The sequence below is a fragment of the Nonomuraea sp. NPDC050663 genome, from assembly GCF_044456985.1.
GTDB lineage: Bacteria > Actinomycetota > Actinomycetes > Streptosporangiales > Streptosporangiaceae > Nonomuraea.
In genome coordinates, this window is sequence record NZ_JBITGL010000007.1 from 491,164 (window position 1) to 504,042 (window position 12,879).

At 71.5% G+C, this 12,879-nt stretch carries 10 protein-coding genes; all 10 read left to right on the forward strand.

Annotated elements, in window-relative coordinates; genetic code table 11:
* Positions 1-4: 4 nt before the first annotated feature.
* The gene (locus ACIBH1_RS24895) at positions 5-1,150 is read left to right on the forward strand and encodes a PP2C family protein-serine/threonine phosphatase (RefSeq protein WP_397316292.1); all 1,146 of its coding nucleotides are present in this window, start codon (positions 5-7) and stop codon (positions 1,148-1,150) included.
* Between the two features lie 14 nt (positions 1,151-1,164).
* The gene (locus ACIBH1_RS24900; protein ID WP_397316293.1) at positions 1,165-1,680 is read left to right on the forward strand and encodes a MarR family winged helix-turn-helix transcriptional regulator; all 516 of its coding nucleotides are present in this window, start codon (positions 1,165-1,167) and stop codon (positions 1,678-1,680) included.
* Positions 1,681-1,735: 55 nt separating this feature from the next.
* On the forward strand, positions 1,736-2,620 hold the full coding sequence (locus ACIBH1_RS24905) for a sulfotransferase family protein (RefSeq protein ID WP_397316294.1): 885 nt from the start codon (positions 1,736-1,738) through the stop codon (positions 2,618-2,620).
* A gap of 52 nt (positions 2,621-2,672) precedes the next feature.
* Positions 2,673-4,268, forward strand: coding sequence for an arylsulfatase (locus tag ACIBH1_RS24910; RefSeq protein WP_397316295.1), 1,596 nt, complete (start codon positions 2,673-2,675; stop codon positions 4,266-4,268).
* A gap of 42 nt (positions 4,269-4,310) precedes the next feature.
* The gene (locus ACIBH1_RS24915) at positions 4,311-4,784 is read left to right on the forward strand and encodes a hypothetical protein (RefSeq protein ID WP_397316296.1); all 474 of its coding nucleotides are present in this window, start codon (positions 4,311-4,313) and stop codon (positions 4,782-4,784) included.
* On the forward strand, positions 4,784-6,232 hold the full coding sequence (locus tag ACIBH1_RS24920; protein WP_397316297.1) for a hypothetical protein: 1,449 nt from the start codon (positions 4,784-4,786) through the stop codon (positions 6,230-6,232). The genes ACIBH1_RS24915 and ACIBH1_RS24920 overlap by 1 nt, the downstream gene beginning before the upstream one ends.
* Entirely contained in the window at positions 6,229-7,731 is a 1,503-nt protein-coding gene (locus ACIBH1_RS24925) for a VWA domain-containing protein (RefSeq protein ID WP_397316298.1), read from the forward strand. The genes ACIBH1_RS24920 and ACIBH1_RS24925 overlap by 4 nt, the downstream gene beginning before the upstream one ends.
* A 10-nt stretch (positions 7,732-7,741) precedes the next feature.
* Positions 7,742-8,842: an AAA family ATPase gene (locus ACIBH1_RS24930; RefSeq protein WP_397316299.1), complete on the forward strand. Its 1,101-nt coding sequence runs from the start codon at positions 7,742-7,744 to the stop codon at positions 8,840-8,842.
* Positions 8,843-8,889: 47 nt separating this feature from the next.
* Positions 8,890-11,967 (forward strand): hypothetical protein, encoded by a 3,078-nt coding sequence (locus tag ACIBH1_RS24935; protein WP_397316300.1) that lies wholly within the window; start codon positions 8,890-8,892, stop codon positions 11,965-11,967.
* 22 nt (positions 11,968-11,989) lie between these two features.
* Positions 11,990-12,879 (forward strand): AMP-binding protein (locus tag ACIBH1_RS24940; RefSeq protein ID WP_397316301.1); only part of this gene is annotated, 890 nt, incomplete at its 3' end.

Genomic DNA, 12,879 nt, shown 5'->3' on the forward strand with positions numbered 1-12,879 from the left:
GCACGTGGCAACCACAACCGGATTGAGCGCCGTCTACCAGGCTCTTCGTGCAGCTCCACCGTACGCGCTGCCCGAAGCGATCCGCGACGCGCTCCAGACGCAGGAGGTCGAGCTCCTCCTGGCGGACTACGCCCAGGTCGCGATGCGACCGGTGCTCACCCTGGCGGAGCCGGGTGTGCTGGGAGTCCGCATCGACAACGGCGAGGCCGGACGCGCCTTCGCCTCCCAGCTGTCGCGGTGGGAGAAGGACACGGGCAGGCTCCACCTGCCGGTCACCGCCGACGGCGACCGGCTCGGCGTGCTCTGCCTGGGCCTGGAGGAGGAACCCGACGCCGCCGACCTGGCCGATCTCGAAGAGGCCGCCCTGGCGCTCGGCCACGCCCTGCGGGGCGCCGACCGGGTCACCGACCGCTACCAGCGCGCCCGCCGCCTGTCGCGGCTCACCCTCGCCGCCGAGATGCAGTGGGGCCTGCTGCCCGGCACCGGGCACCGCGGCGACGGCTACCGCCTGGCCGGCCAGCTGGAGCCCGCCTACGCCGTCTACGGCGACAACTTCGACTGGGCCTGCGACGCCGACACGGTGGTCGTCTCGGTGACCAACGGCATGGGCGAGGGCATGCGCGCCGCGCTGCTGTCGACGCTGGCCGTCACCGCGCTGCGCAACGCCCGCCGTTCGGGCGCCGACCTGGAAGAGCAGGCCGGGCTCGCCGACGAGGCCGTCTACGCCCAGTACGGCGGGCGCGAACACGTCTCGACGCTGCTGCTGCGCTTCGACGCCAAGAGCGGCGAACTGGCCGCCGTCGACGCGGGCTCGCCCAAGATGCTGCGGCTGCGCGGCACCGACGTGGAGCTGATCGAGCTCGAGCAGCAGCTGCCCCTCGGCATGTTCGGCAACACCCGCTATCAGGAGCAGCGTGTAACGCTCCAACGCGGCGACCGGATCATGGTCGTCAGCGACGGCGTCGCCGCCTCGCGCTCGTCGGCGGGGTCCGACTTCGGGGAGACAATGCTGGAGTCGGTCGTCAGATCGACCCGGCTGCAACCGGCGGACGAAGCCGTCCGTACGATGATTCGTGGCATGCTGGCCTTCAGAGAAGGAATGGACGTCTTCGACGACGCGGTAGTGGTCTGCCTGGACTGGACCGCCTGACCTGGACGAGGCGCATGAACGACCACGGAGAGCTCGGCCACATCGATCCCGCCACCGGCGCGGCGGTCGAGGGTATGGCCGCCGCCCTCGTGGCCGTGTGGGCCTACTCCCGGCACTCCGCCGCCACCCAGGTCTCCTCCATCCAGCTGCAGGCGCTGCTGACCATCGAGCGGCACCAGCGCATCAACCTGGCCCGCCTGGGTGAGGCGCTGGGCGCCCTGCCGTCGTCGACCAGCCGGCTGTGCGACCGGCTGGAGGCCACCGGCTGGGTGCGCCGCTCGGTCTCTCCCGACGACCGGCGCGAGCTGACTCTGGGCCTGACCCCGTCCGGCACCGCCCTCCTCGACCAGCTGCGCGACGAGCGCCACGCCGACCTGGCCCAGGTCATCGACGAGATGCCGCCCGAGGCGCGCAAGGCCCTCATGCGGGGCCTGCGCGCCTTCACCGCCGCGGCCGACCGGGTCAGCGACCAGCGCATGGGCCACGCCGACGACACCTGGACCACCATCGCGGGCCGATACCTCGCCTGATCTTCTCAGTCCTGGTTCACCCCGCATTCACCGGCGCCTTCTACCTTGGGCGCTCATGAGCTGGAGGTACCGGGCCAACGCCACCCTCGAAGGGCTGACGGGCTACACACTGACGCGATCGGGCAAGGCCAAGGCGCTGCCGCCGCCCCCGCCGCCACCCCCACCGCCCGCCAAGCTGGGCGGCGAACTGCTACGCCCGCCGGTCGACCCCGGCCACGACCGCCTGGTGCGCTCCCCGGTCTTCCTGCTGTCGTCGGTGCGCTCGGGCTCGACCCTGCTGCGCGTGATGCTCAACAGCCACTCGCGGATCCACTCGCCCATCGAGACGCACTTCAGGCGCATGGCGATCGCCCTGACCACCGAGCCCGTACGGCAGGCGATGGGCCTGCTCGGCCACGTCCACAACGACCTCGAGCACCTGATGTGGGACCGGGTGCTCCACCGCGAGCTGTCGCGCAGCGGCAAGAGCCTGCTGGTGGAGAAGACGCCCAGCAACGTGTTCGCCTGGCGGCGCATCTCGACCTGCTGGCCCGAGGCGCGCTACGTGTTCCTGCTGCGCCACCCCATGTCGATCGTGCAGTCCTGGCACGAGGCCGACCCCGAGCGGCGGCCCATGGACGAGGCGGTGCCCCGCACCCTCACCTACATGACCTACCTGGAGGAGGCGCGCCGCAACCTCGACGGCCTCACCGTGCGCTACGAGGACCTGGTCGCCTCACCCGCCACCGAGCTGGGGCGCCTGTGCCGCTTCCTGGGCGTGGAGTTCGAGCCCGGCATGCTCCGCTACGGCGACAAGGACCACGGCGCCTTCGTCAAGGGCATCGGCGACTGGCGCGACAAGATCCGCGCCGGGACGGTCGTCGAAGGGCGACCCCTTCCGGACGCCGCCGATGTCCCCGGAGAGCTCGCGGAGATCTGCGCGCTCTGGGACTATCGCTGACGCCGCCATCATGCACGCCTGGCGATCTTGCCATGCCCGGAAGGTATCTCGAATGATCGTCGGGCCCTCGCGCCGCACCGTCCTGTCCGGCGCCCTGGCCGCCCTGGCCGTGCCACCCGTCCTGAAGGAAGGGGGCGCACGGCCGAACATCATCGTCATCCTCGCCGACGACCTCGGCTGGGGCGAGGTCGGCTTCCAGGGGCAGCAGACCATCCGCACCCCCACGCTCGACCGGCTGGCCGCCGAGGGGGTGCGCTTCGAGGCCGGCTACTCGGGAGCCCCGCTCTGCGCGCCCTCGCGCTGCGCCCTGCTCACCGGGCTGCACGCCGGGCACGGCACCGTGCGCGAGAACCCCGAGGGCGGGCAGCAGCTCTCCCTGACCGGCGCCGACCTCACCTTCGCCGAACTGGCGCAGCTGTCCGGCTACCGGACGGCCTGCATCGGCAAGTGGGGATTCGGGCCCGAGCAGCCGGGACAGCCCTCGCACCCCAACGAACGCGGCTTCGAGGAGTTCTTCGGCTACATCGACCACCGCCACGCCCACCAGTACTACCCGGCCTACCTGTGGCGCGACGGCGAGAAGAGGTGGCTCGGCCGCAAGAGCTACGCACCCGACCTGCTGCGCGACGAGGCGATCGCGTTCCTGCGCCGGCCGTCGAAGCGGCCGTTCCTGCTGTACTTCTCCACCATCCTGCCGCACTCGCCGAGCGTCGTGCCGGGAGACGCCGGGCCCTACCAGGACCTGCCCTTCAGCCGCGCCAACCGGCGGCACGCGGCCCAGGTCACCCGGCTCGACGCCGACGTCGCCGCCCTCGTGCGCGCGCTGCGCGACAGCGGCAGGGCCGACGACACCATCCTGCTGTTCACCAGCGACAACGGCCCGCACAGCGAGAAGGGCGTGATCCCCGAGCTCGTCGACGCCAACGGGCCCTTGCGCGGCGACAAACGCGACCTGTACGAGGGCGGCATCCGCGTGCCGATGATCGCCTGGTCGCCGAGTCTGCGCCCGCGCGTCGTCGCCGAGCCCGTCGCCTTCTGGGACGTGCTGCCGACCGTCGCCGACCTGATCGGCGCACCTGTGCCCGCCGGGACCGACGGGCGCAGCTTCCGCGCCCTGCTCACCGGCGGCGACCGCGAGGGACACGACACCCTGGTATGGAACCGGCCGCGCAAGGTCCAGGCCATCAGGCAGGGACGATGGAAGGCCATCCGCTTCGCCCCCGGCATCGCGGGCGCGCCGCCCGAAGGACGCGTCGAGCTCTACGACCTCGCCGACGACCTGGGGGAGCAGCACGACCTGTCGGCCACCTGGCCGGCCTTCACCGGCTCGCTGCTGTCGCTGCTCGACCGCTCCATCGGACCCGACCCACGCCTGCCGTACGGCCTGCGGACCCTGGTCGACGGCGGCCGGCTCACGGTCACCCTGCACAACGGGTCCGGCGCGGACTGGCAGGACGTACGGCTCAGCTACGAACCCGCCAAGGGGCTCAGGGTCGGCGACCCCTCACGCGTCACCCTGGCTCCAGGCTCCTCCACCAGCGCCGTCTTCCTCATGCCCGGCCACTCGGGACGCGTCTGGGCGCACTTCCGCACCGGGTCGCGCAAGCACGCCTTCCGCCGCGGCGTTTTTGTCGGAGACCTTCGCTAGATTTCGATCATCCACTCGACGAGATCATGGAGGTCGGCAGGCGTGGATTCGGTCGAACAGCTGAGCGCGGCACGGGTCCTGGCGCCCGTCCAGCCACGGAAGCTGGCGAAGGTGCCGTTCGTGGAACTGGCGGAAGGTCGTTTACAGGGGGTGGTGTCGAGCGGGTCCGACCTGGCGCGCGTCTACGTGTCGTGGATCGCGGCGGGCTCACACGACTTCAATTGCAGCACCAACAACAACCGGCCCTGCGGCGGGCTCTACGGACGCCTGTGCAAGCACCTCGACCTGCTGGTCGAGGAGGCCGTGGTGCAATACGGGCTGGAGCGCGTCGCCCACTACCTCCGCGTGGAGGCCTCCGAGGTCGGCGAGCTGCTCGCGCGCCTCAACGGATCCCACGCGCCGGGCTCGTCGGCGATGGTGTTCAGCCGCTTCCTGCGGCACCTCGCCTACCTGGAGCTGCCGACCGGCGTGGAGCCGGTGGCCGAGCTCCACTGGTTCCCCGGGGCGGTGCGCTGATGCTCGCCGTACACCTGTCCGCACTCGGTTCCCCCGCGGGCGTCGACGAGGCGCTCGCGCTGGTCGACGGGTTCGACGCCGCCCTCGAACAGGGGCTCGGACGGCTGTCGCCGGAGCACGCGGCGGCGCTGGGCGCGCTGGCCGGCGCCGTGGCGGCCACCCCGCTCGGCGCGGTCGCCGCCGAGGCGGCCGACAAGCTCGCGGCCGGGGCGGCGTCCGACTCGCGGCTGCTGGCCCTCGCGGGCGCCCGTGCCGCGGTGCTGGGCGCCGTGCACGACGCGCTCCTCGACGGCTTCGACACGGCACTGGGCCGCACCCGCGCCCCGTGGTCCCCGCCCGGCACCGCCTCCGGGTCCGCGCCGTCCGGGTCTGCGCCGTCTGGGCCCGAGCCGTCTGGTTCCGCGCTGTCTCCCTTCGGGCCGTCTGGGTCCGCGTCGTCGCCCGTGAACCTGCTCGCAGGGTGCCGCTCGTGGCTCGGTGAGCTGGCCATCACCGGCTGGCGCGGCGTCGGCCACGACCTGGTCGCCGCGGCCGACCCCACCATCGAGGCCCTCCTGGCCGTGCCCTCCCTGCGCCGCCTCGCCGTCCTGGTCGACGGCCTGGCCGCCGAACTGCGCGCCTCCTCGCCCGTGGCCACCATGGAACACCTCCCGGTCCGGCGCTGGGCCGACCTGTGGAGCCGGGCGATGCTCCTCACCGAACCCCAGCCCGCCCACGCGGGCGAGCCGGTCTCGGGCAGGCTCCTGCTCCTCGGCGTCGACGTCCACGAACACGGCACCGCCGTCCAGATCCAGGCCCACGGCCTGCTCGAGACCGCCGGTGAGACCCGCCTGGTGCGCACGAGCCTGGCCGCCGCCAAGGTCGACACCATCGTCGGCGCCGCCGTGTGGCGCCTGTTCTCCGCCTACCCCGTGCTCCTGTCGGCCCTGGCCAAGCGCCTGACGCTCGACATCACCGGCATGACGCTGCTGCCCAGCGGCGACCTGCTCTGGAACGATGACCAGGCCAGGGGCGGCGAGCTCGCCAACCCCTTCACCGTCGCCCGCGTCCAGCTCGCCACCGGCCTGGCGCCCGCCGTCCCGCCGCTGGAGCGCCACCCCGTGCGATTGGCCGAACCCGTGCTGATCGAGGGCTACAGCTCCGACGGCGCCACCGTCGACCTCGACGGCCACACCCTCACCGTGGAGCGCCTGTCCGGCTCCGGGCCGCTCACCGCCGAGCTGGTGGCCGCCTCCACGGCATGCCTGGGCCTGCTGCGATGGGACGGCGGCCGGTGGCTGCTGCAGCCCCTGGCCGTGCAGGCGACCGTCAAGCGCAAGCCCGTCGAGGCGCACTCCGGCGACTGGGCCGAGGGCATCACCGACCCCAAACTCGCCAAGGCCGAGGCGAAGCACGGTGACGCGGTCGCCGTACTGAAGGAACGAGCGGGGCGGTTGCTGCGCAAATGACCGACATCGCAACGGGCGGTGCGGCCGCCCACGAACTCACGCCCTCCGAGCAGAACCGCCGCCAGGTCCTCTACTGGCGGCTGCTGGCCCAGGTGTTCGACACCGAGGAGCAGCCCACCCTCGAGACCGCGAGCGCCGCCGTCGTCGACGACCTCGGCCTGCCCCGCGCCCTGCTCGACCGTACGGTCACCGTCGACACCGTCGTGCAGCGTTTCCCCGAGGTAGGCGAGCAGCTGGAGCGGCTCGACGAGCTCGACAGCGTGCGCACGGCGGCGCTGGTGTCCAAGCTGCTCCTGAACGTCTTCGCCACCGGCAACGGGCCCGTCACGGCGTCGCAGCTGGCTGGATGGCAGAGCGACGCCCGCTGCCTCGGCCGCGTCCTGGGCGGCCGAGGCCAGGGCCTCGCCGACGAGGATCTCGCCGGTTCGCGCGGCTCCGGCGACTCGAACGGCTCCGGCGGCTCCGGCGGCTCCGGCGACTCCGATGGCACCGGCGGCTCCGATAGCACTGGCGCTACCGGCGGCTCCGACGGGCAGGGCGGTCCCGTCTCCTCCGGTCGCGGAGGCCCTGGCCGGGGCACGAGCAGCCGTGGCGGCCGCGCCCTCGGCGCCGGCGAGCTCGAGGCCCAGCTGGCCGCCATCGAGGCCGACATGGTCAAGCGCATGAAGCTGCGCGAGGTCCTGGCCGACCCCAAGCTGGCCGCCCAGCTCACACCGAGCATGTCGCTGGTCGAGCAGCTCCTGCGCGACAAGCACAACCTGTCCGGCGTCGCGCTCGCCAACGCCAAGGCCCTCATCAGGCGCTTCGTCGAAGAGGTGGCGCAGGTCCTGCGCACGCAGGTCCAGCAGACCAGCACCGGCAAGATCGACCGGTCGGTGCCGCCCAAGCGGGTCTTCCGCAACCTCGACATCGAGCGCACGATCTGGAAGAACCTCACCAACTGGTCACCCGAGGACGAGCGCCTCTACGTCGACCGCCTCTTCTACCGCCACACCGCCAATCGCACGACCCCCGCCCGGATGATCGTGGTGGTCGACCAGTCCGGATCGATGGTCGACGCGATGGTCAACTGCACCATCCTGGCCTCGATCTTCACCGGCCTGCCCAAGGTCGACGTGCACCTGGTCGCCTACGACACCCGTGCCCTCGACCTGACGCCATGGGTGCACGACCCCTTCGAGGTGCTGCTGCGCACCACGCTCGGCGGCGGCACCGACGGCACGGTCGCGATGGCGCTGGCTCGGCCGAAGATCGCCGATCCGCGCAACACCGTCATGGTGTGGATCTCCGACTTCTACGACAACCGGCAGTTGATGACCGACTTCGAGGCGATCCACCGCTCCGGGGTGAAGCTCATCCCCGTCGGATCGGTCAGCAGTTCTGGCGCGGCCAGTGTCGACCCGTGGTTCCGGCAGAAGCTGAAGGACCTCGGCACCCCCGTCATCTCCGGAAAAATCACGAAGCTCGTCGTCGAGCTCAAGAACTTCCTGAACACCTAGGAGACATCGAGTGCTTCGCGCCCCCGCAGAGACCAAGTACGCCGACGAGCTCGCCTACCTCGAGTCGATCGACACCGGTCCCAAGCCCTTCACCTGGCGCCTCAGCCCCCGCATGGTGCGCATCTTCGTCCTCGGCTCCGAACGCTCCGACGGCATCGACCGCGAGATCGCCCAGAAGTGGTTCGGCGACCGCAGCTTCGTCGAGCGCAGCATCGTCACCCTCGCCTCCGACCGCGGCCTGCTGCTCATCGGCGACCCCGGCACCGGCAAGAGCTGGCTGGCCGAACTCCTGGCCGCCGCCATCTGCCGCAACTCCACCCTGGTCGTCCAGGGTACGGCGGGCACGACCGAGGACCACATCAAGTACAGCTGGAACGTCTCCATGGTCATCGCCAAGGGCCAGTCGCGCCAGTCGATGATCCCCTCGCCCATCATGACCGCCATGGAACGGGGCATGATCGGCCGCTTCGAGGAGCTCACCCGCTCCACCAGCGACGTGCAGGACGCTCTCATCTCGATCCTGTCGGAGAAGTACGTCTCCATCCCGGAGCTCGACGACGACAACATCGTCTTCGCCCAGCCCGGCTTCTCCATCATCGCCACCGCCAACAGCCGCGACCGCGGCGTCAACGACCTGTCGTCGGCCCTCAAGCGGCGCTTCAACTTCGTGCGCATCCCGGTGGTGACCAACAAGAAGAGCGAGGCGGAGATCGTCCGCTTCCGCACCGCCGAGCTGCTGCGCCGCCACCAGATCGAGCTGGAGCTGCCGCCGACGCTGCTCGACATCCTGCTGCAGAGCTTCGCCGACCTGCGCGCCGCCTCCGACGCGGCCTCCGGCGACGACGACCGCCTCGAGTCGGCGCTGTCGACGGCCGAGCAGATCGGCGTCCTGGAGGACGCCATCCTGCACAGCCACTTCTTCGGCGACCGCACCCTGCGCGCCCAGACCCTGGCGGGCTCCCTCGTCGGCTCCCTGGCCCGGCGCAGCCCCGAGGACCTGGCGATCCTGAACAAGTACTGGCACGGCGTGGTCGAGCCCCGGGGACGCGAGGGCGGCGAGTGGGGCGACTTCCTCGACGGCGGACGTCAGGCGATCTCCACCCTGTCATGACCCCACCCCCACCCACTCACCTTCCGCGACAAGAAGGGGATCACCCATTGCCACCCCACCCGGCCGAGCACCCCGGTGAAGCCACGCCCGGCGGGATCTTCACCCCCCTGCGCGACCAGCTGGCGAGCGCGGCCGCCGCGTTCGCCTCCGGCGGTCTGCTGCCGAAGCTGGTCGACGACGTCGAGCGTGCCATGGCCGTGGAGCTGGAGATCTTCCCCGTCTGCCACCACTCGCCCGCCTCGGCCCTGGCGATGGCCAGGCGCCTGCGCGCCAAGCAGCCGAAGGTCATCTACCTCGAACTGTGCGAAGACCTGCGCCCGGTGCTGGAGGAACTGCGCAACTGCAAGCTCCCGGTGGCGCTGCAGGCCTTCGCCACCCAGCTCGACGGCTTCCCGCCCGGCTCGGGCCCGCTGAGCGTCATCGCGCCCATCACCGAGGCGTCGGCCGAATACCAGGCGATCTCCTACGCGCTCGACACCCCCGGCGTGGAGCTCGTCCTGGTGGACCGGTCGAGCGACCACGTCTTCCAGTGGGAGCAGGCCAGGGCGAACACCCAGCCCGGCCAGACGGACGTCGGCATCGAGATCGGCGACCTGCGCCCCCGCTTCGCCGAGCTGGAGGAGCACCTGCTGCACCACGGCAAGGTGCGCCACTGGTCGGAATGGTGGGACCAGTACGTCGAGCAGCCGCTGGCCGGCGCTGACTACGACACCTACCGCCAGGTGATGGTGCTCATCGGCAGCCTGTTCCGCCGCCTGCGCGCCCCCGACGGCCCGCCGACGGACGACGAGGACCGCGAGCGGTACATGTGGACCCGCATGCGCGAGCACCTGCGCGACACGGGCACCGACCCGGCGGACTGCCTGTATATCTGCGGCGCCTTCCACGCCGCCAGCCCCGTGATGGACGAGCCGTACGAGATCACCGACCGTACGGCCACGCGGTGGCTGTACGGCCTCATCCCGTCGAGCCATTCGGCGATCGAGCAGCAGTTCGGGCTGGCGGGCGGCTCGGTGTCGATCGCGGCGGCGACGTGGGCGAAGGCGCTCAGGCGAGGCGGCGTCAAGCCGTACCGCCTGTCCACCGAGCCCCCCACCGCCACGCAAACAGTGCAGGGGAAGGGCAAGGCCGCAAAGGGCAAGGCGGCGAAGGGCACGGCCAGCAATGGCGCGGGAAGCGCGGGGAGCACGGGCTCCGCGGGCGCCGGCTCGGCGGAAGTGGAGGCGGCGAGTCAGGGCCCAAGTGCAGCGACCGCCGCTGGAGCGGGCGCCGGTGGCATGGCCGCCATCGAATCAGCCGTCGGTGAGGTGACCGCCGACAAGCTCAGCGGATTCCTCGCCAGCCCGCCCGCGCTGGACGAGCTCGACGAGGCCGAGCTGCTCGGCTGGTGCGTCGACCTCGTACGGCTCGCGCGGCGCAACGGCTACCTGGCCAGCACCGCCGACGCCATCGCCGTCTACGAGACCTCCATCCTCCTGGCGGGCATGCGCAACCGTGTCCGGCCCACGCCGTACGACTTCCAGGACGCGGCCGTCACCTGCATCGAGAAGGACGTCGTGCCGGGACGGCGCGACGTGCGGAGGTTGTGCGAGATCCTGCTGGGCGGCGACCGTTTCGGCCAGGTCGGCTACCACTCGCTGCCGCCGCTGGCCCGGGACGTGTTCGACCGGCTGGAGCCCCTCGGCCTCGACCTGAGCAAGCGCACCATCCACCGCGCCCTGCTCGACCTGAACGCCGACCCGCAGCTGGTGCCCGTCTCGCACCTGCTGTGGCTGCTGCGCCGCCTGCTGCCGGCCGACGCGGCCAGGCCCATCATGGGGTCGCGCAGGCTCGGCGAGCGCTCTCACCAGGAGAGCTGGGACCTGGCACTCGGGCGCCACCAGCGCGAGATCATCGAGCTGGGGTACGAGGCCGTCACCGTGGAGCAGGTGCTGGAGCAGCGGCTGCGCAAGGCCGTGTCGGCTCCTGACGCCACGGCGGCGCGGGCGCTGGAGGCGGTGGAGGACGCGATCCTCTTCCTCGGCGGCGGACGGCTGGCGCAGGAGCTCGGCGCGCGGGCGGTGGAGCTGCTGGCGGCCGAGCGTACTGTCGACGAGGCGCCCGACGTGCTGCGGCGCATCCGGAGGTTGCTGGCCTACTACCGGTCGAACGAGCCGGCGTTGCCCGAGTGGTGCGAGCGCTTCGTGACCGCCGGATACGCGCACTACTGCACGCTGCTGCCCACCGCCTTCGTGGCGGACGACACCGGGCTGCGGCAGGTGGCGGCGATGCTCGGATTCCTGTTCACGATGGAGAACCTGGCGTTGTCGCTGGGCTGCGACCGGGCGCAGCTGGAGCTGGCCGTCAAGCAGTCGCACCCCGAGAGTCCGGCGAAGGTGGCGCTGCTGTGGGCGGCGCAGACGCAGCTGGGCATCCTCGACCGGCAGGAGCTGCGGCGGCGCTGCGACGAGCTGCTGGCTCACCCGCTGGTGGTGCCGACGTTCCCGCAGTATTTGAGCGGGTTCGTGCAGGCGCTGGATCCGGTGCCGTCGCTGGGTCCGTTCGTGGTGGAGGTGATCTCCAAGGCGTTCGCGCGGCTGCCGGACGACGTGCTGCTGCCGTGGCTGCCGAAGCTGATCACGACATTGCGTGATCAGGCGGGGGAGCTGGTGCCGGTGCTGATCCGGGAGGCGGGCCGCGTCTTCCCGGGACGGCTCGCGGCCCTCGACCAGTGGACGCCCCCGTGGCACGGCCAGGGCGCCGGATCTGGAGCTGGGGCTGGACCTGGAGCTGGAGTTGGTGGTGCCCTCGTCGGCGCTACGGGGCTTGGCGGGGCCGGTTCGGCGGGCGGTCCGGACGGCGCGGCGTCAGAGGCGAGGCCGGTGCCTGGGCCGGTCAACGGTCTGCTGGCCACACACCCGGCTACCGCCGATGCGGTCGCGGCTCTGCTCGGGGCGCAGGCACCCGCACCAGGCTGGGAGCAGGGTTCGGGCGGGCACCGAGGTGACGGCGAAGGGGCTGGGACCGGGATCGGCGCAGAGGGCGCCAAGAGTGCGGGCGGCGCGCTCGGCTCCGATGCGGCGGCGGTGCTGGTGGCCGGTTATCCGCGCACCGCCGAAGCCGTCGCCGTCCTCGTCGGGGCGTGAGCACGATGGCAGACTGAACCGCATGGTGTCCTACTCCAGCGCCACCGCGCACGCTCCGCTCCTCGGCGAGACGATCGGCGACAACCTCGAGCGGACGACGGCCCGCTTCCCCGATCGAGAGGCCCTGGTGGACGTGCCCACCGGGAGGCGCTGGAGTTACACCCGGCTCAACGACGACGTCGACGCCCTGGCCAGGTCTCTGCTGGCCACGGGCATCGCCAAGGGTGACAGGGTCGGCATCTGGGCGCCGAACTGCGCCGAATGGGTGATCGTCCAGTACGCCACCGCCAAGATCGGCGCGATCCTGGTCAACGTCAACCCCGCCTACCGCAGCCACGAGCTCGCCTACGTCGTCAAGCAGTCGGGCATGCGTCTGCTCATCAGCGCCCTGACCCACAAGGGCAGCGACTACCGCGCGATGGTCGAGGAGATCGGCTTCACCGACGTCGTCTACCTCGCCGACCCCAGCTGGGAGCGCCTCCTGGAGCGGACCGCCCCCCAGGATCGGCTGCGCGGGCGCATGACCGCCCTGAGCGCCGACGACCCGATCAACATCCAGTACACCTCGGGCACGACGGGCTTCCCCAAGGGCGCCACCCTGTCCCACCACAACATCCTCAACAACGGCTACTTCGTCGGTGAGGGTCTCGGTTACACCGAACACGACCGCGTCTGTCTGCCGGTGCCGTTCTACCACTGCTTCGGCATGGTGATGGGCAACCTGGGCGCCACCTCGCACGGCGCGTGCATCGTCATCCCGGCGCCCGGCTTCGACCCCGAAGCCACCTTGCGGGCCGTTCAGCAGGAGCGGTGCACGTCCCTGTACGGCGTGCCGACGATGTTCATCGCCGAGCTGGCCCTGGCCGCGCAGTTCGACCTGTCGTCGTTGCGGACCGGCATTATGGCCGGCTC

Coding starts and splice junctions, on each gene's coding strand:
- ACIBH1_RS24925 (WP_397316298.1), top strand. CDS start 6,229: ATGACCGACATCGCAACGGGCGGTGCGGCCGCCCACGAACTCACGCCC.
- ACIBH1_RS24920 (WP_397316297.1), top strand. CDS start 4,784: ATGCTCGCCGTACACCTGTCCGCACTCGGTTCCCCCGCGGGCGTCGAC.
- ACIBH1_RS24910 (WP_397316295.1), top strand. CDS start 2,673: ATGATCGTCGGGCCCTCGCGCCGCACCGTCCTGTCCGGCGCCCTGGCC.
- ACIBH1_RS24900 (WP_397316293.1), top strand. CDS start 1,165: ATGAACGACCACGGAGAGCTCGGCCACATCGATCCCGCCACCGGCGCG.
- ACIBH1_RS24905 (WP_397316294.1), top strand. CDS start 1,736: ATGAGCTGGAGGTACCGGGCCAACGCCACCCTCGAAGGGCTGACGGGC.